The 22,021-nt window shown below is 52.5% G+C and carries 25 protein-coding genes; all 25 read left to right on the top strand.

Going from position 1 to position 22,021, the window contains the following annotated elements:
* Positions 1-93: 93 nt before the first annotated feature.
* The 25 genes from ndk to KJW29_RS11265 all read left to right on the top strand — a co-directional run bounded on the left by ndk (position 94) and on the right by KJW29_RS11265 (position 21,977).
* Entirely contained in the window at positions 94-537 is a 444-nt protein-coding gene (gene ndk, locus KJW29_RS11385) for a nucleoside-diphosphate kinase (protein ID WP_087566998.1), read from the top strand.
* A 30-nt stretch (positions 538-567) separates the two neighbouring features.
* Positions 568-1,347 carry a CheR family methyltransferase gene (locus tag KJW29_RS11380; RefSeq protein ID WP_214629880.1) on the top strand — a complete coding sequence of 260 codons (780 nt, stop codon included), beginning with the start codon at positions 568-570 and terminating at the stop codon, positions 1,345-1,347.
* A 71-nt stretch (positions 1,348-1,418) separates the two neighbouring features.
* Positions 1,419-1,580: a hypothetical protein gene (locus KJW29_RS11375; protein ID WP_214629879.1), complete on the top strand. Its 162-nt coding sequence runs from the start codon at positions 1,419-1,421 to the stop codon at positions 1,578-1,580.
* A gap of 281 nt (positions 1,581-1,861) precedes the next feature.
* Positions 1,862-3,031, top strand: a complete 1,170-nt coding sequence (aroC, locus tag KJW29_RS11370) for a chorismate synthase (protein ID WP_087566996.1) — start codon at positions 1,862-1,864, stop codon at positions 3,029-3,031.
* Positions 3,031-4,134, top strand: coding sequence for a 3-dehydroquinate synthase (gene aroB, locus KJW29_RS11365; RefSeq protein WP_214629878.1), 1,104 nt, complete (start codon positions 3,031-3,033; stop codon positions 4,132-4,134). The genes aroC and aroB overlap by 1 nt, the downstream gene beginning before the upstream one ends.
* Positions 4,131-4,505, top strand: a complete 375-nt coding sequence (gene aroH / locus KJW29_RS11360) for a chorismate mutase (RefSeq protein ID WP_214629877.1) — start codon at positions 4,131-4,133, stop codon at positions 4,503-4,505. The genes aroB and aroH overlap by 4 nt, the downstream gene beginning before the upstream one ends.
* Before the next feature lie 372 nt (positions 4,506-4,877).
* The gene (gene trpE / locus KJW29_RS11355) at positions 4,878-6,461 is read left to right on the top strand and encodes an anthranilate synthase component I (protein WP_214629876.1); all 1,584 of its coding nucleotides are present in this window, start codon (positions 4,878-4,880) and stop codon (positions 6,459-6,461) included.
* Position 6,462: 1 nt separating this feature from the next.
* Positions 6,463-7,509 carry an anthranilate phosphoribosyltransferase gene (gene trpD, locus KJW29_RS11350; RefSeq protein ID WP_214629875.1) on the top strand — a complete coding sequence of 349 codons (1,047 nt, stop codon included), beginning with the start codon at positions 6,463-6,465 and terminating at the stop codon, positions 7,507-7,509.
* Positions 7,499-8,296, top strand: a complete 798-nt coding sequence (trpC, locus tag KJW29_RS11345; RefSeq protein WP_214629874.1) for an indole-3-glycerol phosphate synthase TrpC — start codon at positions 7,499-7,501, stop codon at positions 8,294-8,296. The genes trpD and trpC overlap by 11 nt, the downstream gene beginning before the upstream one ends.
* On the top strand, positions 8,293-8,994 hold the full coding sequence (locus tag KJW29_RS11340; RefSeq protein WP_214629873.1) for a phosphoribosylanthranilate isomerase: 702 nt from the start codon (positions 8,293-8,295) through the stop codon (positions 8,992-8,994). The genes trpC and KJW29_RS11340 overlap by 4 nt, the downstream gene beginning before the upstream one ends.
* The gene (gene trpB, locus KJW29_RS11335; RefSeq protein WP_214629872.1) at positions 8,991-10,196 is read left to right on the top strand and encodes a tryptophan synthase subunit beta; all 1,206 of its coding nucleotides are present in this window, start codon (positions 8,991-8,993) and stop codon (positions 10,194-10,196) included. Before KJW29_RS11340 ends, trpB begins: the two co-directional genes overlap by 4 nt.
* Positions 10,183-10,989 (top strand): tryptophan synthase subunit alpha, encoded by an 807-nt coding sequence (gene trpA / locus KJW29_RS11330; protein ID WP_214629871.1) that lies wholly within the window; start codon positions 10,183-10,185, stop codon positions 10,987-10,989. The genes trpB and trpA overlap by 14 nt, the downstream gene beginning before the upstream one ends.
* 185 nt (positions 10,990-11,174) lie before the next feature.
* Positions 11,175-12,266, top strand: coding sequence for a histidinol-phosphate transaminase (gene hisC, locus KJW29_RS11325; RefSeq protein ID WP_214629870.1), 1,092 nt, complete (start codon positions 11,175-11,177; stop codon positions 12,264-12,266).
* A gap of 10 nt (positions 12,267-12,276) precedes the next feature.
* Positions 12,277-13,368 (top strand): prephenate dehydrogenase, encoded by a 1,092-nt coding sequence (locus tag KJW29_RS11320; protein ID WP_214629869.1) that lies wholly within the window; start codon positions 12,277-12,279, stop codon positions 13,366-13,368.
* Positions 13,369-13,956: 588 nt separating this feature from the next.
* On the top strand, positions 13,957-14,553 hold the full coding sequence (locus KJW29_RS11315; RefSeq protein ID WP_087566985.1) for an RNA polymerase sigma factor: 597 nt from the start codon (positions 13,957-13,959) through the stop codon (positions 14,551-14,553).
* A gap of 29 nt (positions 14,554-14,582) precedes the next feature.
* A complete protein-coding gene (locus KJW29_RS11310) occupies positions 14,583-15,155 on the top strand; it encodes an anti-sigma factor family protein (protein WP_214629868.1) in 573 nt (190 codons plus the stop codon).
* Positions 15,156-15,200: 45 nt separating this feature from the next.
* A complete protein-coding gene (locus tag KJW29_RS11305; RefSeq protein WP_214629867.1) occupies positions 15,201-15,788 on the top strand; it encodes a histidine phosphatase family protein in 588 nt (195 codons plus the stop codon).
* Between the two features lie 698 nt (positions 15,789-16,486).
* Positions 16,487-17,644 (top strand): hypothetical protein, encoded by a 1,158-nt coding sequence (locus KJW29_RS11300; protein ID WP_214629866.1) that lies wholly within the window; start codon positions 16,487-16,489, stop codon positions 17,642-17,644.
* Positions 17,645-17,711: 67 nt separating this feature from the next.
* Positions 17,712-18,218, top strand: a complete 507-nt coding sequence (locus tag KJW29_RS11295; protein WP_087566981.1) for a gamma carbonic anhydrase family protein — start codon at positions 17,712-17,714, stop codon at positions 18,216-18,218.
* A gap of 21 nt (positions 18,219-18,239) precedes the next feature.
* Entirely contained in the window at positions 18,240-18,422 is a 183-nt protein-coding gene (locus KJW29_RS11290) for an IDEAL domain-containing protein (protein ID WP_108996161.1), read from the top strand.
* Between the two features lie 114 nt (positions 18,423-18,536).
* Positions 18,537-18,962, top strand: coding sequence for a DUF2487 family protein (locus KJW29_RS11285; protein ID WP_214629865.1), 426 nt, complete (start codon positions 18,537-18,539; stop codon positions 18,960-18,962).
* 238 nt (positions 18,963-19,200) lie between these two features.
* Complete coding sequence (locus tag KJW29_RS11280; protein WP_214629864.1) at positions 19,201-19,731, top strand: Rieske 2Fe-2S domain-containing protein; 531 nt, start codon at positions 19,201-19,203, stop codon at positions 19,729-19,731.
* 16 nt (positions 19,732-19,747) lie between these two features.
* Positions 19,748-20,419: a menaquinol-cytochrome c reductase cytochrome b subunit gene (gene qcrB / locus KJW29_RS11275; RefSeq protein WP_087566978.1), complete on the top strand. Its 672-nt coding sequence runs from the start codon at positions 19,748-19,750 to the stop codon at positions 20,417-20,419.
* Between the two features lie 18 nt (positions 20,420-20,437).
* Entirely contained in the window at positions 20,438-21,286 is an 849-nt protein-coding gene (locus KJW29_RS11270; protein WP_214629863.1) for a menaquinol-cytochrome c reductase cytochrome b/c subunit, read from the top strand.
* A 61-nt stretch (positions 21,287-21,347) separates the two neighbouring features.
* On the top strand, positions 21,348-21,977 hold the full coding sequence (locus tag KJW29_RS11265) for a DUF1405 domain-containing protein (protein WP_214629862.1): 630 nt from the start codon (positions 21,348-21,350) through the stop codon (positions 21,975-21,977).
* Positions 21,978-22,021 lie beyond the last annotated feature (44 nt).

Here is a 22,021-nt window from a genome sequence, read left to right as displayed (position 1 = left end):
TGTCGAGTAGGCTTCATGGCATACTTCGTGATCAAAAGCGAACTTTTTGAACGACCAATTAAACGAGCTTGATGGAGAAAGGAATGGTAGCAGATGGAACAAACGTTTCTCATGATAAAACCCGATGGCGTGCAGCGCGGCTTGATCGGTGAAATCGTCGGGCGCTTTGAGAGAAAGGGACTGCAGCTTACCGCTGCCAAATTCATGCTCGTTTCCCGCGAGTTGGCGGAAATACATTATGCGGAGCATCATGGCAAGCCGTTTTACGAACCGCTTCTCGAATTTATTACTTCCGGTCCAGTATTCGCCATGGTATGGAGCGGCGATAATGTTGTTGCGCTGACCCGTGCCATGATTGGCAAAACAAATGCAATCGATGCGGCGCCTGGCACGATCCGATCGGATTTTTCGGTACATACCAACTTGAATCTGATTCATGGATCCGATTCCCCGGAGAGCGCGACGCGGGAAATCGCCAACTTCTTCCGGCCTGAGGAGCTCGTAAGCTTCGAGCACCATATTCAAGCCTGGATTTGATAATTACCTTTACATCATTGGGAGGCTCCCATGTCCGAAGATCCAGACTTCACGCAATTTATATCCCAGATCAAGCGCAAAACCGCTATTGATCTGTCCCAGTATAAGGAAGCCCAGATGAAACGCCGGCTGACGACGCTTCGAATGAAGCACGGCTTTGCCACTTTCGGGGACTATTATTCAGCCATTGAAGGCAACCGGGCCTTGCTTCATGAATTTCTGGACCGAATGACGATCAACGTATCGGAATTCTGGCGTAATCCGCAGCGCTGGGAAGTGCTGCAAAAAGTTTTTCTGCCGGAGATCGCGTCAGCCAGCCTGCGGCCGCGAATATGGAGCGCAGCTTGCTCTACCGGCGAGGAGCCCTATACGATCGCGATGATCCTTTCCGAGATGGGTTTGCTTGACCGCACGACGCTGCTTGCTACGGATCTTGATATGGGCGTATTGCAGAAGGCGCAGGAAGGCATTTATCTGGAACGATCGCTTCGGGATGTGCCGAAGACCAGCAGGAACAAATATTTCAAGACTGCGGAAGGTGCATATGCGGTCTCCGATGTGCTCAAGAAGGCTGTTACGTTCAAACAGGGCAATTTGCTTTACGACAAGTTCGAATCCGGCTTCGACCTCATCGTTTGCCGCAACGTCATGATTTATTTTACCGAAGAAGCCAAACATCAGTTATATCATAAATTCGCGGGGGCGCTGAAGCCTGGCGGCATTCTGTTCGTGGGCAGCACGGAGCAAATCTTCTCGCCTGCGCAGTACGGATTCGAGACGGCGGATACCTTTTTCTATCGTCGCACGTAACGGAGGGTATACGAGCTTCCAACTTCTCCTATACTAGGAGATAAGGATATCTCCTTGGAGGGTGAACGTGGATGGACAAGCGTATAGTAATTGCCGCATATAGACGCGGAATTATTACGATACAGGAATGCGCGCAAATAATCGGCGTCGACAGCAAGCAGATCAATCGTCTGGTAGACGAGTCGATCCTGCCTGTTCCCGAAAGGCCGCGACTCGAGGGACGTTCTGTCTGAATAACGGCAGTTGTCCGAACAATATAATCGGAGGCCGCTCTTCCTCAAGTGGGAAGGGCGGTTTTTGTTTGTTCCGCATAAAGCAGGCAAGACCGAATAACGCCGAACATAATCACCACTATTGTACAAAAATGTAATTTAATCCACAGACGCTTTGACGCGTCAATGGAATAGGCTGTGATTTCTTGTCAAACCTACACCTCTGTACTATAATGAGCAAAGATGTTAAGGGAGAAGACAGCGGGCGCAGTCGGGCCTAGCGCTGAAGGAGGAGCTTTAGCTTGAGTTTACGTTATTTGACAGCAGGAGAAACCCACGGTCCCCAGTTGACCGCTATTATAGAGGGTTTGCCAAGCAATCTGAAGCTTGATTTCGAAGAGTTGAATTTCCAATTGCAGCGTCGTCAGAAAGGTCATGGCCGCGGACGGAGAATGCAGATCGAGAAGGACACGGCCGAGATCGTCGGCGGCGTTCGTCACGGCAAGACGACCGGCGCACCCGTAGCGCTCATTGTCCAGAACAACGATTGGAAGCATTGGACCAAAGTCATGAATATCGAGCCGATCGAAGGCAGCGACGAGGAAAAGCGCAGAGTGCATCGTCCGCGCCCAGGTCATGCCGACCTGAATGGCGGCCTCAAATATAATCTGAAGGATCTGCGCAACGTGCTGGAACGCTCCAGTGCAAGGGAAACGGCCGCCCGCGTCGGCGTCGGCGCCATTGCACGCCAGCTGTTGGCGGAATTCGGCATCAAAGTGGCAGGACAAGTTATCCGCATCGGCGAGATCGAGGCGCCGGCTAACCATTTGCCTATCGATGAGCTGATCAAATTGACGGAAGAATCGTCCGTTCGCGTCGTGGACAAGGACACGGAGGACAAGATGACGGCGTATATTGATCAGATCAAGGCAGAAGGGGATTCCATCGGCGGCATCGTGGAATGTATTATCGAAGGCGTGCCGATCGGCTTGGGCAGTCACGTACAATGGGACCGCAAGCTAGATGGAAGAATCGCTGGCGCGGTCATGTCGATCAATGCTTTCAAGGGCTGCGAGATCGGCATCGGCTTTGAAGCGGCGAAGCTGCGCGGCTCGCAGGTGCATGACGAGATCATGTACGAAGCGGATAAGGGTTATCATCGCGCGACGAACCGCCTCGGCGGTTTCGAGGGCGGCATGACCAACGGCGAGCAGATCGTCGTGCGCGGCGTCATGAAGCCGATCCCGACGTTGTATAAGCCGCTTCGCAGCGTAGATATCGATACGAAGGAACCTTTCACGGCGCAGGTCGAACGTTCGGACAGCTGTGCGGTACCGGCTGCCAGCGTCGTCATGGAACATGTAGTGGCCTGGGAAGTGGCGAAGGCCTTCCTGGAGAAATTCGGCGGCGATTCCATCGAGGAGATTCGCGCGAATCTTAAGAGCTACCAAGAACAATTGGAGAGCTATTAATGATGCGCGAGCTAAAGGTAGAACTCGGTGAGCGCTCTTACCCCATCTACATTGGGGAAGGGCTATTAAATGACGCGTCGTCCTACTTCGAGAAGCATGGCATCAGCGCCAAGTCTCCATTGCTGATCATTACCGACGAGCATGTCGCTCCGCATTATTTGGATGCGCTGGTCCAGAATTTATCCGAAGGCGGCTTTCAAGCTGCTTCGGCTGTCGTACCTGCCGGCGAGAGCTCCAAGTCGCTGCAGATGCTGGAAGGGCTGGTCACGAAGGCACTGGAAGCCGGTTTGGACCGCAAGTCGGCTATCGTCGCTTTGGGAGGCGGGGTTGTCGGTGATTTGGCCGGTTACGTGGCCGCTTCCTATATGCGCGGCGTCAAATTCGTTCAAATTCCAACGACTATTCTGGCGCATGACAGCAGCGTCGGAGGCAAGGTGGCGGTAAACCATCCGCTTGCAAAAAACATTATCGGCGCATTCCATCAGCCGGAATTCGTATTGTACGATTTAAAGACGCTGCAATCCTTGCCGCCCCGTGACGTTGCCGGCGGATTGTCGGAAGTCGTTAAGCATGGACTCATTTGGGACGCCGAGTTTGTGGCGTGGTGCGATGCCAATGCGGCTAAGCTGCTGACCCTGGATCCCGAGGCATTGGGATATGCGCTGTACAAAGGATGCGGCGTCAAGGCAAATGTCGTCTCGCAGGACGAGAAAGAGAACAGTCTGCGGGCCATTCTTAACCTCGGCCATACGATTGGCCATGCCCTGGAAGCTGTTGCGGGGTATAACGAGCTGCAGCACGGCGAAGCGATCTCGATCGGCATGATCGGGTCCGCGAAGCTGGGCGTCCGTTACGGCGCGCCGCAAGAGGTCTATACCGTAACGAAACGAGTGCTGGAACGTTGCGGACTACCCGTCGTCTTGCCTCGGCACTTCGACGTGGATGCCGTCATGTCAGCGATGATGCATGACAAGAAGTTCGCGGAAGGAACGATGGTATTTATCGTGCCGACGGCGATTGGCAAAGTAGAAATCAAGTCGGACGTACCTGTAGATTGGATGAGGGAAATCGTGGAAGAATTGAAATTGGAGGTGCAGCGATGAACGTTCGGGGAATACGCGGGGCTGTAACGGTAGAAGCAAATGAAGCGGGTCTGATCTCGGAGGCGACGCTGACGATGGTACGCGAGATTATGTCAAGCAACGACATTGATCCCGCCGATATATGCAGCGTGCTCATTACGGTGACGCAGGATCTGGACGATTCGTTTCCGGCTCAAGCCGTGAGACAACTGCCGGGCTGGGAGCTCGTGCCGCTGATGTGCGCTCTGGAAGTGCCTGTAAAGGGAAGCCTGGAGCGTTGCGTACGCCTCATGGTGCTCGTAAACACGGAGAAGAGCCAAAAGGAAATTCATCATGTTTACTTAGGCGGTGCGCAAGCGCTGCGGCCGGATCTGGCCAAGTCGAAAGTCTAATGGCCAATGCCTGAAGTTTCGGGTTGACGCCTTACGCGACATGTTATATATTAGAACCCATAGATGAGTATTGAGAAGCAGTTAGTTAGCCTAGATGAGACGAGTAGAGTAGAGCTTAGCAGAGCTTAGCAGAGTCATATTATCATATACGATCACTGGTCATAGCCGGTGCCCGGAGGGGCATGGTATGCCTGTCGCTTTCATTGCGCAACTACGGCAATGGTTGCTTTTTATGTTGATCGTATGGATATGGTCTGGCTTTCCGATCTCTTCGTTATCATTACATTAGGCGCTCCTGCTTCCGGCAGGAGCTTTTTTATATGTTAAGAAAGTTCTGCGAGAGCAGCTAATTATAGACGGAGGTCGATCGCCATGACGAATGAATTGAACAAAGTGATCCAGTTGGCCGGTACTTACAATCTGATTCCCATCGTTCGATATGTACTTGCGGACACGGAAACGCCGATCCGCCTGTTCCAGCATTTCGCGAAGGAGGAGCACGCATTTCTGCTGGAGAGCGTGGAGGGCGGGGCCAAGTGGGCGCGATACTCGTTCATCGGAACCGATCCCTTCCTAAAGCTGTACGGCAAGAACGGCGAGATGGTGCTGGAACACGACGGCAGAAGCACCGTGCTTAAGGAGAAGCCGATCGAGCTGCTCAAGGCGAAACTTCGTTCCTTCCGCAGCCCGTCGCTGCCCGAGCTTCCCCCGTTCACAGGCGGCGCGATCGGATTTTTCGGCTACGATCTGCTTCAATATTACGAGAAGCTGCCGCCGCATTCGGTCGACGATCTGCAGATGAACGATATGCAGTTCATGTTCTGCGATCAGGTCGTCGTATTCGATCACTTGAAGCAGCAGCTGCAGATGGTGGGCAACGTTCATATTCCGGAAGGAGCGACGGATAACGAGATCGCATCGGCATACGAGCAGGCGAGCCAGAAGCTTGACGCGCTGGTTGCCAGGCTGCAGCAACCGCCGGCCATCGGATTTATGGCCCCCGCCGCAGCATACCCGTTGGATCCCGACCTGGGAGACGTTCAGTCGAATCTGACGAAGGAACAATTCATCGGTAATGTGGAGCAGGCGAAAGAATATATCCGTGCCGGCGATATTTTCCAGGTGGTATTGTCACAGCGTTTCAGCATCGAGACGGATGTCGATCCCCTGCATGTGTATCGTGTACTTCGTACGATGAATCCGTCTCCATATATGTATTATTTAAAGATGGGAGATGAGGTCATTGTAGGCACTTCGCCTGAAGCGCTGGTGAAAGTGTCCGGCGGCCGCGTGGAGACAAGACCTATTGCCGGTACGCGCCCTCGCGGCGTTACGCCGGAGGAGGATCTGGCGCTGGAGGCCGAGCTGCTTGCTGACGAGAAGGAAAGAGCCGAGCATCTGATGCTGGTGGATCTGGGTCGCAACGATATTGGGCGCGTATCGGAGTTCGGCAGCGTCCGCTGCGATTCCTTTATGGAGATCGAACGTTACTCCCACGTCATGCACATCGTGTCCAACGTATCCGGCAAGCTGCATCCGGACAAAGACTTCTTTGATGCCTTTATCTCTTGCTTGCCGGCGGGCACCGTATCGGGCGCTCCCAAGCTGCGCGCCATGGAGATCATTGCAGAGCTTGAGAACGAAGCCCGCGGCGCCTATGCCGGAGCGATCGGATATCTGGGTTTTGGCGGCACGATGGACACCTGCATTACCATTCGCACCATTATTTTCAAGCATGGCAAAGCATATGTTCAGAGCGGAGCAGGCATCGTTTGGGATTCCGTTCCGGAAAGTGAATATATGGAGACCATCAACAAAGCCAAAGGAATGCTTAAAGCCATTCGCGCAGCGGAAGCCAGCTTCGGCCAATCGCCTAAGCCATTACCCAAGCAAGAGCAATCCGGCGCGCGCGTGAATTCGGATTACGAGATTGCATCGAGAGAGGGGCGGGGTTAGGATGGAGACTAAGGTCTTTACGATCCAGGAAGCGCTGGCCAAAGTCGTGGGAAACCAGCATCTGACGCGTTCGGAAGCCTCGCAGGTCATGGGAACGATTATGCAGGGAGAAGCGACGCCGGCCCAGATCGGCGCCATTGCTACGGCGCTGCGCATGAAAGGCGAGACGAAGGACGAAATTACAGGCTTCGCCGAAACAATGCGCAGCCATGGCAACCATGTGCAAGCCGGCTCTGGCGAACTGCTGGATACATGCGGTACGGGAGGCTCCGGCATTCATAAGTTCAACATTTCGACGGCCTCCTCGATTATAGCTGCTGCAGCCGGCATACGCGTGGCGAAGCACGGCAACCGGGCCATGTCCGGCAAGACCGGCAGCGCCGATGTATTGGAGGCTCTCGGCGTTCAGATCAGCTTGACGCCCGAACAGGCATCCGCGTGTCTGCATGATATCGGCATCTGCTTCATGTTCGCCCAGCTGTATCATCCGTCGCTCCGGCATGCCGCCGCGCCGCGCCGCGAATTAGGCATTCGCACGATCTTCAATATGCTGGGGCCGCTGACGAATCCGGCAGGCGCGGATCGGCAGTTGTTGGGCTTGTACGATCGAACCCGAACCGAGACGATTGCGGAAGTGCTGGGAGAGCTAGGTCTGTCGCGAGCGCTGGTCGTCAGCAGTCACGATGGACTGGACGAGATCAGCATCTCCGCTCCAACGCAAATATCGGAGCTGCAAGACGGCGTTGTCAGGACATTTGATCTTACGCCCGAAGAACTCGGCTTGCGCCGTCATCCCATCGGCGAAGTTAAGGGCGGAGAGCCGGCCGTCAACGCCGGCATTATTCGTTCCATCTTCGATGGGAAAGAACGCGGAGCTTATCGCGATATCGTATTGGCCAATGCAGGAGCTTGCATCTACGTAGGCGGCCTCGCCTCTACGCTTGCTGATGGCGTAGAGCTTGCGGCAGCGGTGATCGACCAGGGCAGGGCGATGGCCAAGCTGCAAGAGCTTATTCAAACGACAGGAGAGTTGACACATGTTTCTTGAGCGAATCGTAACAACCAAACGCGCCGAGGTAGAAGAACTGGCGGGCCGATTCTGGTTATCCGATATTGAAAGACGTATTGCCGAAATGGAAGCTTGCCGCGGCTTTGAGCAAGCGCTTAGACCCGATGGCCGCCACAGAAACATGGGACTTATCGCCGAGGTCAAAAAGGCATCGCCGTCCAAGGGATTGATTCGGGAGGACTTCGAGCCGTCCGGTCTGGCACGGGCTTACGAAAAAGCAGGAACAGACTGCATCTCCGTTTTGACGGATCGCGATTACTTTCAGGGTCATAACGATTTCTTGACGCTTGTCAAACAAACGGTCAATGTTCCTTTGCTGCGCAAGGACTTTATTATCGACTATCGACAAATTTACGAGGCGCGTCTCATCGGCGCGGATGCCATTTTGTTGATCGCGGCCATTTTGACGACGGAGCAATTGTCGGAGTTCTACGAGCTGGCACGCGCGTTAGGAATGGATGTGCTGGCCGAGGTCCACGACGAGGAGGAATTGGATCGGGTTCTGTCGCTGGAAAAAGCGACACTGATCGGCATTAACAACCGCAATCTTAAAACATTCGTAACGGATCTTGGGACAACGGAGCGATTGATCGGCATGATGCCTGCCGGAGTAACGATCATTAGTGAAAGCGGCATTGCAGGCCCGGCTGATATGGCCTATCTCCAGTCCGTGGGAGCGCATGGCGTATTGATCGGCGAACATTTTATGCGTCAGAGCAGCGTGCGCGGCGCGGTTGAGGATTTGATGGGGCCGGTGCGGGGATGACGGATTCTCCAACACGGATCAAAATATGCGGATTAAGGGATGTGCCGACCATCGAGTCGATGGACGGCCTCCCCTTCCACGAGATGGGCTTTGTATTTGCGCCAAGCAAGCGGCAAGTGTCAATCGACGAGGCTCCTGCATTGCTTGCTGCTGCGGGACGTATTGGTGCTGCGGGAGGCAAGCCGCCGGCCACGGTAGGCGTATTTGTCGATATGCCCCTTGCCGTGCTGGACGAACTGTTGTCGGCAGCGCCTCTGCAAGTCGTCCAACTGCATGGCTCCGAGAGTCCGGACTATTGCCGAGAGCTGAAGAACAAACATCCTGACATCGGAATTTGGCGGGTGTTCTCCGTTGGCAAAAGCGATGGTCAGGTAAGGGAACAACACGCTTCGTTGCGGGAATACGCCGTTAGCCAACTGAAGGAATACCGCGGCTTGCTTAATGCCGTGCTGATCGACGCACCGGGAGGCGGTACCGGGCAGCCTTTCGATTGGCAGGCCATTGACGCCTACAAACAAGCGGCTGCGCGTTTCGATCTGCCCTTGTACGTGGCGGGCGGCTTGAGCGAAGAGAATGTCGGAGAGCTCGTCCGCGGCTATTCGCCGGGCGGCGTTGACGTTTCGAGCGGCGTAGAAAGCGATGGACGGAAGGATATAACCAAAATAAGAGCATTCGTGAGAAAGGTGATTGAATCATGACACAGATTCCAGATGCAAGCGGCAGATTCGGCAAGTTCGGCGGCCGATATGTGCCAGAGACGTTGATGAACGCCCTGCTTGAGCTTGAAGAGGCTTATAACCATTATTCCAATGACCCTGAATTTCAACGCGAGGTTACCGAGTTGCTGCACCGTTATTCCGGCCGCCCTACTTCGCTTTATTACGCAAAACGGCTGACCGAGCAGCTTGGCGGGGCCAAGGTGTATTTGAAACGGGAGGACTTGAACCATACGGGCGCCCACAAAATCAACAACACGATCGGCCAGGGCGTTCTTGCCAAGCGAATGGGCAAAACGAAAATCATCGCGGAAACAGGAGCGGGCCAGCACGGAGTAGCTTCGGCTACGATCGCGGCTCTGCTTGGACTGGAATGCAAGGTGTTTATGGGCGAAGAGGATATGAAGCGCCAGCAGCTTAACGTTTTCCGGATGAATCTGCTGGGCTCCGAGGTCGTACCGGTCACTTCCGGCACAAAAACGCTTAAGGATGCCTGCAACGAGACGCTGCGCTACTGGGTCAGCCATGTCGACGATACGTACTACATTTTAGGCTCGGCTACAGGCCCGCATCCGTATCCCATGATGGTTCGCGACTTCCAGCGGATTATTGGCGACGAGTCCCGCGAGCAGATCCTTGGTCTCGAAGGCCGTCTTCCGGATTACGTCGTTGCTGCCGTCGGCGGCGGAAGCAATGCCATGGGCATCTTCTATCCGTTCGTTAATGACGACAGCGTTCGTCTGCTCGGCGTGGAGGCTGCGGGACGCGGCGTTGATACAGATGAGCATGCCGCAACCATGACGAAGGGCCGCCACGGCGTATTCCAGGGCTCCTTAAGCTATGTCCTGCAGGATGATCATGGCCAGGTCCTTCCGGCTCATTCTATTTCCGCCGGCTTGGATTATCCCGGAATCGGACCGGAGCACGCTTATCTAAAGGACTCGGGCCGTGCCGAATATGTACCGATCACGGATGCGGAAGCGCTGGACGCGCTGCAGCTGCTGTCTCGCACGGAAGGCATCATTCCGGCGCTGGAATCGGCGCATGCCATCGCGCAGACGTTAAAGCTGGCTCCAACGCTGGATAAGGACAAAGTAATCGTGGTCTGCTTATCGGGCCGCGGCGATAAAGATGTCGAAGCGATTATGGGATATTTGGGAGGCAACGACGATGAATCTCATTGATGCGAAATTTGCAAGCTTGAAGCGCGAGGGCCGATCGGCGCTTATGCCTTTCATTACGGTCGGGGATCCCGATCTGGATACGACGCTTGAGCTTATTAAGGAGATGGAGCGTTCGGGAGCGGACATGATCGAGCTTGGGGTGCCGTATTCCGATCCGCTTGCGGACGGTCCGGTTATACAACGAGCATCCGAGCGGGCGCTTAAAGGAACGGTGACGCTGGCGGATTGTATCGGCATTGCAGAGCGCGCGCGCGAAGCCGGCGTACAAATACCTCTCATTCTGTTTACTTACTTTAATCCTGTGCTTCAATACGGTCTGGATGCATTCTTCGAGCTTGTCGTCGCGAAAGGAATCAGCGGGCTTATTATTCCCGATCTGCCAATCGAAGAGGATCAAGAGGTGCGCGAGCTGGCCGAAGGGGCGAATATCCATTTGATTCCGCTAGTAGCGCCAACTTCGCAGGACCGCGTTAAACGGATTGCAAGCAAGGCGAGAGGCTTCGTCTATTGCGTATCCTCGTTGGGCGTAACGGGCGTCCGGGCAGATTTCCATAGCGGCATTGAACAATTCCTTGCTACGGTCCGGGAAGCAACCGATCAGCCGATCTGCATCGGGTTCGGTATTTCCAGCCGCGAGCAGGTTGCGCGGTTCGAGCGGATCTGCGACGGCGTAGTGGTGGGCAGCGCAATCGTCAGGCAGATTGAGGAGCAGCTGCCGCTGCTGCAAAACTCAGATACAAGGGAGCAAGGGCTGCGTCTGGTCGGTCAATTCGTTGCTTCACTGAAAGGCTGACAGCCAATAGATTTTGTTTTATGCTCTCGTGGCGCTAATCGGGAAGATATTCTCGAGCAGCGCCATTTTTTTTGTTTTAACCATACTACTTTTTGAACAACCTCTTTAAATCGATAAAGAGATATGAGACAATACAAACTAGCAAATCTACAGCTGATATCCAAATTGAAGGGGTGAATGACGAAATGCAGCCCAAAAGCAATATCGTCCATCTTCCCGTGTATCAACCGGGGAAACCGATTGAAGACGTGAAGAGAGAATTAGGTTTAAGCGAAGTGATCAAGCTTGCCTCCAATGAAAATCCGAATGGCTGCTCCGAGAAAGCCAAAGCGGCAATTATCGAGAGCGTGTCGAATACGCATATATATCCAGACGGAGCCAGTGTCGAGCTGACGGCTGTATTAGCCGAGAGACTTGGCGTACAGCCGAATCAGATCATCTTCGGAGCGGGATCCAGCGATATTATTTTAATGACCGCACGTGCCTTCCTGGCGCCGGGCGACGAGACGATAATGGCCGACGAAACTTTCTCCCAGTACAAACATAATGCCGAGGTAGAGAATGCGCGCATCGTCGAAGTGCCGCTCAGAGATGGCCGTCATGACTTGCCGGCGATGCTGGCGAAGGTTACGCCGCGCACGAAAGTGTTGTGGGTCTGCAATCCCAACAATCCGACGGGGACGATCGTCTCCCACGAAGAGCTGTCCGCTTTCTTGAAGTCGGTGCCGACGCATGTATTGGTCGTACTTGACGAAGCATATGGAGAATTTGTAAATGACGAATCGTATAGCAACGGCGTGTCGATGCTAAATGAACATCATAATCTTCTCGTGCTGCGTACCTTCTCCAAAATATACGGTCTCGCGTCGCTTCGTATCGGCTACGGTGTCGGCCATCCCGACGTCGTTCGCTTTATTAATCAAGTACGCGAACCGTTTAATACAAGCCGCGCCGCGCAAGCTGCGGCAAAGGCATCTCTCGAGGATGACGGCTTCCTGCAAACTTGCCGCGAGAACAACCTGGCAGGCATTCGCTACTTGCAGGCGCAATTCGACGAGATGGGACTTGTTCATTTTCCTGCATTTGGCAACTTTATCATGGTTGATGTGAAACGTCCTTCACCGGAAGTATTCGATGCGCTGCTGCGCCGCGGCATCATCGTTAGAGCACGCTGGACCTACTACCCGAACCATATCCGGGTAAGCGTAGGTACGCAGGCGGAGAACGAGAAGTTTATCTCGGCTCTGGGGCAAGTCTTGCAGGAAGTGACGGTGTAGACCAATCAGGATGATAACTGTTTCTATATTCGGCGTCGGACTTATCGGAGGCTCCATCGCGTTATGCCTTAAGGGAAAGCCGGGCATAAAAGTGATCGGCTTCTCCAATCGTCCGGCTTCGGTCGAAAAATATCTGCAGCGAGGCGTTGTAGACGAAGGCACGACCTCTGTGCAAGAGGCTGCAGAAGCTGCGGACTTTATTTTCTTGTGTGTGCCGGTCGGCATGATGCAGGAGTATCTGGATCAGATCAACACGTTCAATCTCAAAAAGGGATGCATCGTTACGGATGTTGGCAGCACGAAGTCTTCTGTGACGACTTACGCGGAAACCCTCAAGTTAAGCAATGCCGTGTTCATCGGCGGCCATCCAATGGCCGGCTCAGAACGAACAGGCGTAGAGGCTGCCTCGTACCATCTGCTGGAAAATGCCTTCTACGTACTAACGCCTAGCGATTCTGCGACGCCAGAGTCGGTAGAGCGGCTCACGGAGCTGCTGTCGCACACAAGAGCGAATATTGTTAAGGTGGATGCCGAGTCCCATGATGATATTGTGGGCGCTATCAGCCATCTTCCTCATATCATCGCCGTAGCGCTTGTCAATCAAGTTCGAGGATATAATGAACACAACGGCTTATATGAATCGCTTGCGGCCGGCGGCTTCCGCGATATTACGCGGATAGCTTCCGGTGATCCAGCCCTGTGGCGAGACATTCTGATCGATAATCGGCAAGTGCTCTTGAAGCTGCTCCGCGACTGGAAGTCGGAGATGGAAGGTTTTGCGAAGATGCTGGAAGAGATGGACGGCGTCGGCATCGAACAATCGTTCCGTACGGCCGGCGACTTCCGCAGCCGAATGCCAGAGCGTCGGAAGGGCATGATACATTCCGTATATGATTGTTATGTCGACGTTCCCGATCATCCCGGCATCATCGGAAGAATCGCGACGGAGCTAGGAAACAATCGGATTAATCTCAGCAATCTTCAGATCATAGAGAGCAGGGAGGATGTGCCCGGCGTGCTCCGGTTGTCCTTCAGGACGCAGGATGATTTGGACGGAGCCATCGCGCTGCTGGATCGAACAGGTTACGCTGTTCATCAATAACGTTTTCCGGCTTGCAACGAGAATTCTCCGGCCTGCCCTTATTGGGATGGCCGGAGATTTTTTTACCACATAAGAAATTTTAAGTTTCCGAGCATGTCGGAAGTCTTGAATTCTTATTGGCGATAAAAACTACCTTAGACCGCGGTCGATCATTCCGAATTACTTCGATAGAAGTTTTTCTCATGACATCAAATGAATCAAAATGCCATAAGATGCCGAAAGAAAAATGAAAGCGCTTATTGACAAACTGGAAGCGTATACATATAATAAAAGTACAGTATGGTTTCTCTCCACTCCTATCCAATACTTCAGCGTTCGGCATGGATGCTGGCCACTCCTCGGAGTGGTTTTTTTTTGCCGTTTTTTCGTTATCGGAACCCATTCGCTAGTTATTGGAACAAAAGGGGGATGAAGGATAAATATCCTTTTTGTCGAAAGAAGCAGGAATTTGATAATGGAACTCGAATATTTAATTACCGCGGACTTCATTCACAATTTCTGAATTCGACCGCAACTTTTGGCTCCCGAACCAGTACAATGTTACAGGTGGTCCGGGAATAACCTGCAGGTGGAGGAGGTTCGCCTGTCATGACTGATTCCCAGCTTATACGTGAGATAAAGGATGGCAATGTCGACCTGTACTCCGAGCTAATGAGCCGGTATCAGCGTAAGATCATGGCCTTTATCTTCCATATGCTGAAGAGCTCGAAGCTGGAATTGCTTGCCGAGGATTTATGCTCAGAAACATTCTATAAAGCCTATCGGAGTTTGCATTCCTTCAGGGAGATGGACGCTTCCTTTTCGACATGGTTGTATACGATTGCGCGCAATACGGTGCTAAGCGAGCTGCGCAAAAGCAAGGCGGCTAACGTCTCGCTGGATGAAGCCGGCTTTGAGCCGCTGGCGTCGCCGGATTTGGCGCCCGAGCAGCAATTGCTGCGCAACGAGCGAATGACCATGGTAAGGGATGCCATTAACAATCTGCCTGAGAAACAGCGCTCCGCGCTCATTCTGCGAGAATATGACCAACTCGATTACCAAGAGATCGCAAGCATTCTGGGACAATCGGTCAGCTCCGTCAAGTCGCTTCTGTTCCGTGCAAGAGCCAGCGTGAAGACGCAGCTCGAGCCGTATTTCGGAGGAATGACATCAATGGAGCCATTCGAGGGGATGAATATAAGATGAGATGTGCGGAAGTTCAGGATAAACTCCCGATGTACGGAGACATGTCCGAGAACGACGGGATTCGAATTGAGATGGAAGCGCACCTGCTGGACTGCCCGGATTGTTCGACGTTGTTCGGCTTATGGGAAGAAAGCGACAGTCTGATCCGGGAGTTATCGGAGCAGGAAGTCGTCATAGGACCTTCCGAGCATGTTACTCGTAACGTGATGGACCGCATTTATGCAGAGCAATCGTGGTTCATGCCGGTCCCGAGCAAAAGCTATCAATTTTCCAAGTCGTTCCGGCGCAACATGTCGATATTGATCGCGGCATGTATGGCGATGTTTGCCGTCGCTTTCTTTGTATTCGTATTCGATTACAGAGATGCGCCCACCCAAGCTCAAATGCAGGCGATGACCGGGCTTATTGATACGGCTAAAGCTTCGGGAGACGATGTGTTCGGCGCTACCGGCTTTTACGCGGAAGTACCGGTTGCCAGTATCAGCGATCCGTTCGTCTTGCAGGTAGTGCCGACATTCCCGCAATATTACGTCGCGCTCTCGCTTCTAGGCCTGGTGATGGCGCTTCTCATTATGAACTGGCTGTCCCGTACGCGGCACTGATCGAACCTACGGCAAGACGCACGCAGACAGAAGGAGTGAAATCCATTGTTCATCGGATTGGTTAGGCATGGAGAAACAGATTGGAATGCCGCAGGCATACTTCAAGGCCAGACGGATATTCCGCTCAACGAGAGAGGTTTGAAGCAAGCTGCTGCTCTTGCGGAAAGACTGAGTACGGAGAAAAAAATCTGGGATACCGTGTTGTCCAGCGACTTGGCCCGTGCCCGGAAAACCGCGGAAATTATTGCAGACCGGCTGCAGGTGCCGTTGCTCGCGCCGGATACAAGGCTGCGAGAACGTTATTTCGGCGAGGTTGAAGGAACGACAGAGCCGCAGCGAGTCGAAAAGTGGGGGGCAGACTGGCGAAGTCTGAAGTTAGGCGCGGAATCTGATGCGGAGATGCGGGCCAGAGGGATGAGCTTGATCTCAGAGCTGGCGAGAGCGGAAGAGGCGAGCAACATTCTTATCGTATCGCACGGCAGCTTCATTGCCCATCTGCTGCAAGCGATGTGCTCCACGCTTCAAGATCAACGCCTCGGCAATTTGTCTTACTCGATCCTGTCGTTGAACGAAGAGAAGTGGGAGCCGGTCCTTCATAATTGTACGCAACACCTGGATACCGTGAAGCAATAAAAAGCCGCTATTCGTCCACATGGGCGAATGAGCGGTTTTTTTGTTTGGAAATGATGTAACTCCAAGACTTGTGAACAATAGGTTGGAACGAGCAGCTGTAGGCGTTAAAAACGCCGATGGACCGGAAAGTAACTCAGATTAGCGTTCATAGGCGTTAGAAACGCCTATGGCACCAAAAAGTAGGCGAACGAGCAGCTGTAGGCGTTAAAAACGCCGATGGATCGTAAAGTAACTCTGATTAGCAGTCATAGGCGATAGTAACGCTTATGGCTCCAAAAGTCGGTGAACGAGCAGCTGTAGGCGTTAAAAACGCCGATGGACCGGAAAGTAACTCAGATTAGCGTTCATAGGCGTTAGTAACGCTTATGGCTCCAAAAAGTAGGCGAACGAGCAGCTGTAGGCGTTAAAAACGCCGATGGATCGTAAAGTAACTCTGATTAGCAGCTATTGGCGTTAGCATCGCTTATGGTTTCGTCTGACTACCAGACAGGATAAGCACCTGAACGCCCTAAATGAGGCTCAAAACCTTTCGTTCGTCACAATTGCCAGGTAGCGGCCAATCTGTTTTTGAAACAAGACCAAGGACTCTCTCTCCATATGAGGTATTAAAATTCGGAATTGTCCAATAATGGGAATAAAACCTTTGAGCGATCGCCATGAAAGATATTTCAACCGATCTGCGAAGAAAGGAGTAACCCATGAACCTATCGGATATGCTCGGATACGCGGATATCGGCCAGCTCAGTCGAATAGCGGATGTGTATAAATGCGAGTGCAACGGAAATTCCAAAAATGAGCTTATCCAGTCCATTCTGGCAAGAGTTAGCCGTCATGACGTTTTCGAGGAGCAGATCGATGTCATGAAGCTGGAGGAAATGCGATTTCTGAACTCGTTGTTGTTCGAAGCGCGCGAATCGTACAGTCTGGAGGATTTGATCGCGAGAGTACAGCAATCACGATTCGGCATCGAGCAGATTGCGGCTCCCGAGAAGGCAACATCCAAAGCAAAGCGCGGGAAAAAAAACGTGATGCCTGCTCCTCCGCCAAGTCCTAGAGACGTGATTGCGCGCTTCAAGCATCAGGGTTGGTTATTCAATGGCTTCAGCGGCCCCAATCGTTACTTGTTTCAAGTGCCGCGCGATTTGAAGACGAGATTTAAAGAGACGCTTCAACGCCGATTCGCGAAGGAGCTCGTCTATACGGATGATCCGCCGATGTACAGAGACGAGCAGGACCTCATGACAGAAGATATCAAGCATCTGCTGCACTACGTGCACCATAATGAAATCCAGCTGACAGCAGATGGGTCGATGTACAAGCGGTTTTTGCTGCAGCTTCTGGACCGAATGAGCGTACGGGAGGAACTGCCTGGCAAAGGAGCATGGCGCTTCGGGTATGGCCGCCACTTTAATGTGTATCCAGATCGTTTCTCGCTGCTGTACGATTTCTGTGCCAGCAACGGCTATCTCAGCGAAAAAAACGAATGCCTTTCCGTCACCGACAAAGGACTAGAGCGTCTTAAGGGAGTGCCGCCCGAGGAGCGCGAGGCACTATACGCTTATTGGCTCCGTCTGTATAAGGGGCCCGTAGCGAACTTGCTGTCGCTCGTTCACTGGATAGGTGCGCTCGCTGGAGAATGGGTAAGCGCAGATTCGATCAAAAAGGTGCTGCTACCTTTCGTAAAGCCTTATTATTACGATGATGCCGACGCGATTATGGAGCGAAGGGTCATGACGGTTATGATGCATCTGGGGTTGCTGAGACTTGGGGAGCATCCCGTGTACGGCACGGTTGTAAAGATGACGAAAGCAGGAGAAGCAATCGTCTCGGGAAAGGGATTGAAGCTGGCCCATTGACTTTGACTTCGCCGATTGGTAAAATCTCTCCCACCAATAGAGGTAGAGAAGGGAGAGTATATACAATATGTTCATACCTTACAAGGGAATCGTTCCGGCGTTCGAAAAAGACTGCTATGTGGCAGAGGGAGCGCGGATCATTGGCGACGTATCCATGGGAGCTTTCGGCACCGTATGGTTCAATGCTGTTCTAAGGGGCGATCTGGCGCCAATCCGCATCGGTGAACGCTGCAATATACAGGATAACGTAGTAGGGCATGTCAATACAGATCAGCCGCTTATACTGGAAGATGAAGTGTCGGTCGGCCACAGCGCCATCATCCATGGATGCAAGGTGGGCAGAGGCACATTAATCGGAATGGGGGCAATCGTACTAAACGGCGCCGACATCGGTGAATATGCTTTAATAGGGGCCGGTTCGATTGTTACGGAGAACAAGAAGGTACCATCCTATACGCTTTCTCTCGGAACGCCTGCCAGAGTCGTAAGAGAATTGACAGATGACGATTTGCAGCGAATGAGAAGGACGATGGAAAGCTACGTAACGAAAGGAATCGAATATAGGATCTCATGAGCCGATGTGGAGGTGTATCCTATGGACAAAATGAAAGTAACGTACGAGGCGATGCTAGCTTTGACAGCAGAAATGGTGCTGGACGAAGCGGTGCTCAAATTTCAAACAAAGCAGTTGCACCACGCCATCGATAAGGCGCTTGCAGACGGCGACGAGGATACGTTCTACCGTCTGGTCAAGCAACTGAATGAGCTGAAACAATAGAGCAAAGAAGCTTCCCGACAGGTCGGAACATTCCGCACTGGCGAATGGAAGCTTTCTTTTGTAGAATGGTAAGGATAGGATGGGAGAGGAAAAAAGAGAAACGGGGAATACGGAATGAAATTCAGTGAAATCGAAAAGGAGCAGTGGGACGAGCTGTCGCCCTATCTGGACACCTGCCTGCTGCCCGTAACAGGTTTGACGGGGGGAGAGTCGCCTTTCGAAGCTACCGAGAAGCTGGAGCAGCTCAGAGACGTGCTGGATCTTGTCGAGATCCCTTTTAAGGGCAGGGTCGTAACTTATCCGGCTTGTCATTATTTGTCTGAAGCAGAGGGGGCAGGAGTCTTCCTGGCAGGGTATGTCGATAAACTCAGGGATGCGGGATTTGCTTACATTATCGTCGCAACCGCCAACCCGCTGCTGGACATGACCCTATCCGGCGCTGATCTCATTTTGCAGAAGGATGATAACGGCGAAGGTCTCCAGCCTGCATTCGTGAGTTCACAAATTAGAGAGCTATGGAGTGGCGGATCTCCTTCATAATGCCAAGGTTTCGTATAATTTGATCGAATTATGGGGAAAACAAATGCCATAGCAGGTCAAATGTGACAAATTGACAACAAATTAATGAACGCCATTTCCAGAATGACGCAAATATCGGGCCATATTCTTGACGCTCCCAAGCACCTAGGCTATTATAAGTAATGTCCTAGTTCGTCATGTGTTTTTGCCGTGCGGCAAGACGCGAGATATGGTTGGCAAAGGGGGGTTAGAACAGAAGATGAGTAATCATGAACAACACGAGACGTCGCATCGTCCCGTTCAGCGTAAAGAAATGTCCCGGCGTCAATTCCTGTCATACACGCTTGGCGGCACAACGGCTTTTATGATGGGCGGTGCCGTGCTGCCGATGGTTCGCTTTGCGGTAGATCCTCTTCTCAAGAAGAAGGGAGAAGGCACGTTCGTAAAGGTTGTCGAAGAAAACAAGATTACGAACGAACCGCAAGAATTTAAATTTAAAATTCACCAGGTTGATGGATGGTACGAAAGTGAACCGGAGCTGGTTGCCTGGATCTCCAAGAATCAGCAAGGAGAGATCTTTGCGTTGTCTCCAGTCTGTAAACATCTAGGCTGCACGATTGCCTGGAACACGAAGGGGAAAAACGAATACGACTGTCCATGTCACGACGCGCGTTATTCGAAGGACGGCAAAAACATTACCGTCGCGAATACGCCGCTCGACGAGTATGACGTCATGATCGACCAAGGCTTTATTTATCTGGGAGCCATCAAACCGAACACTAGAGTCTAAGGAGGGCGTATTTCAGATGTTTAAGAATGTATACAACTGGATCGACGAACGTCTTGACATTACGCCGCTTTGGAGAGACGTGGCGGACCATGAAGTTCCGGAGCATGTTAACCCGGCGCATCACTTCTCCGCATTCGTCTATTGCTTCGGTGGCTTGACGTTTTTTATCACGGTTATTCAGATCCTGTCGGGCATGTTCCTGACGATGTATTACGTGCCGGATATAATTAACGCTTACGCGAGCGTTGACTTCCTGCAGCACCAGGTTGCCTTCGGACAGATTGTTCGCGGCATGCACCACTTCGGCGCAAGCTTGGTTATTGTAATGATGTTCCTACATACACTTCGCGTCTTCTTTACCGGCTCCTATAAGGCGCCGCGCGAGATGAACTGGGTAGTCGGAATGCTGATTTTCTTCATTATGCTGGGTCTGGGCTTTACGGGCTACCTGCTTCCATGGGATAACAAAGCTTACTACGCAACTAAAGTAGGGGTTGAAATCGCGGCATCCGTACCGTACATCGGATCGTATATCGCCGACTTCCTGTACGGAGGCGACATCGTAGGCGCGCAGACGTTGACTCGTTTCTTCGCGATTCACGTATTTTTCCTGCCTGGCGCACTGATCGCCATGCTGGCGGCGCATTTCTTGATGATCCGGAAGCAAGGCATTTCAGGACCACTTTAAGCGAAGGAGGGCTATCTTATGGCGCATGGTCATAAATCGAACGAGAAAGTCGTTTACGTCGGCGACTCTCGTGTCAAGAAAGGCGCAGGCATCCAGACGCCTCCCGACTACACTTCGTTCCCGGGCAAGTCGGAAGCCTTCATCCCGAACTTCCTGCTTAAGGAATGGATGGTCGGCTGCGTCGTGCTTGTGGGATTCCTGGCATGGACGATCGCGGAGCCGGCTCCGCTGGGATATCCCGCGGATCCAACGAACACCGCGTTTATCCCGATGCCGGACTGGTACTTTTTGTTCCTGTATCAATTTCTGAAATATCCATATGTATCGCAAGATTATGTATTGCTCGGCACGATGGGCATCCCGGCGATTATGTTTGGAGCGTTGTTCCTGGCTCCGTTCCTCGATACAGGGAAGGAACGCCGTTTCTACCGTCGTCCAATCGCTTCGTCGCTGATGATTCTGTCTTTGGCAGCATGCACATACTTGACGGTCGTATCTTGGGACCACTACCAGCATATGCTGGATCAGAACGGTCAAACACCGGAACATCACGTTCGCGCGGAAAAAGCGAAGGAAGCGATCGAACGCGGCGAACCAAGACCGAATCCGCTTAAGAAGGCTGCAGCCTTTATCGAACCCGATGATCCTGCAGTAGCGATTATTCAAGCGCAATGCATCGGCTGTCACGCAGCTGATCTTAATGGCGGAGCAGGACCTGCATTGCTCGGCATCGGTAATCGCCTAAGCAAAGAAGAGATTGCGGACACGATTACGAACGGTCGAAATGCAATGCCAGCTTACAATGGCCAACTGTCTACTGAAGAAATTGACTCCATTGCATCTTGGCTGACCAAACAGACTCAATAATTAATTTTCAAGAACCTGATCGGTAATATACGGTCAGGTTCTTTTTGAAAGGAAGAACGTTATGGGGATCTCCTTCTTCTGGAGCAAAGGTTTTCTGCTCAATCGATCATTTCTGTGGCTGTTGTTTATTTGCAACTTGCTCGGTACGATATACGGGTATATTTGGTATGACAGCCAATTGCAGTGGACAGCTGTCAACAAGCCGCTGTGGACGCTGCCGTTTGTACCGGATTCTCCGACAGCAAGTTTATTCTTTACTATGTCACTATTATATCTGCTATTCCCCATTACGAAACCTACCCGCATCGCCAATATGGCAAGGGTCATTGTCGAAGCGCTGGCTGTCGTCACTTCCGTCAAATACGGGATTTGGGCGGTCTCGATGATCATAGCCGGGGCAGCGCAAGGAGACGCGTTAAATTGGACCCATTACATGCTGATCGTCTCTCATCTTGCGATGGCTGTCGAAGCGCTGCTATATGTCAGGTTTATGAAAGCCGGTACGGCGGCGTTTGCCGTGGCGTTAGGTTGGCTGCTGATTAACGACACCGTGGATTACACGCTTAACGTCAATCCGTGGCTGCCTGACGAGCTCGAAGACGACCGAGCCGCCGTCGAGCTGTTTACGTATGGGCTTTCGCTGGCGAGTTTTGCCGCGGCCTGGTTAGCGGGCCGATTCCGCAAATCCTGATCCCTCTGTCATAAGCTTGGACAACTCCTCATAGTATGGTCTAT

Source organism: Paenibacillus agaridevorans (genome assembly GCF_018604145.1).
Taxonomy (GTDB): Bacteria; Bacillota; Bacilli; order Paenibacillales; family Paenibacillaceae; genus Pristimantibacillus; species Pristimantibacillus agaridevorans.
Note: the sequence above shows the minus strand (reverse complement) of the source record. Positions and strands in the feature narration are given on the sequence as shown.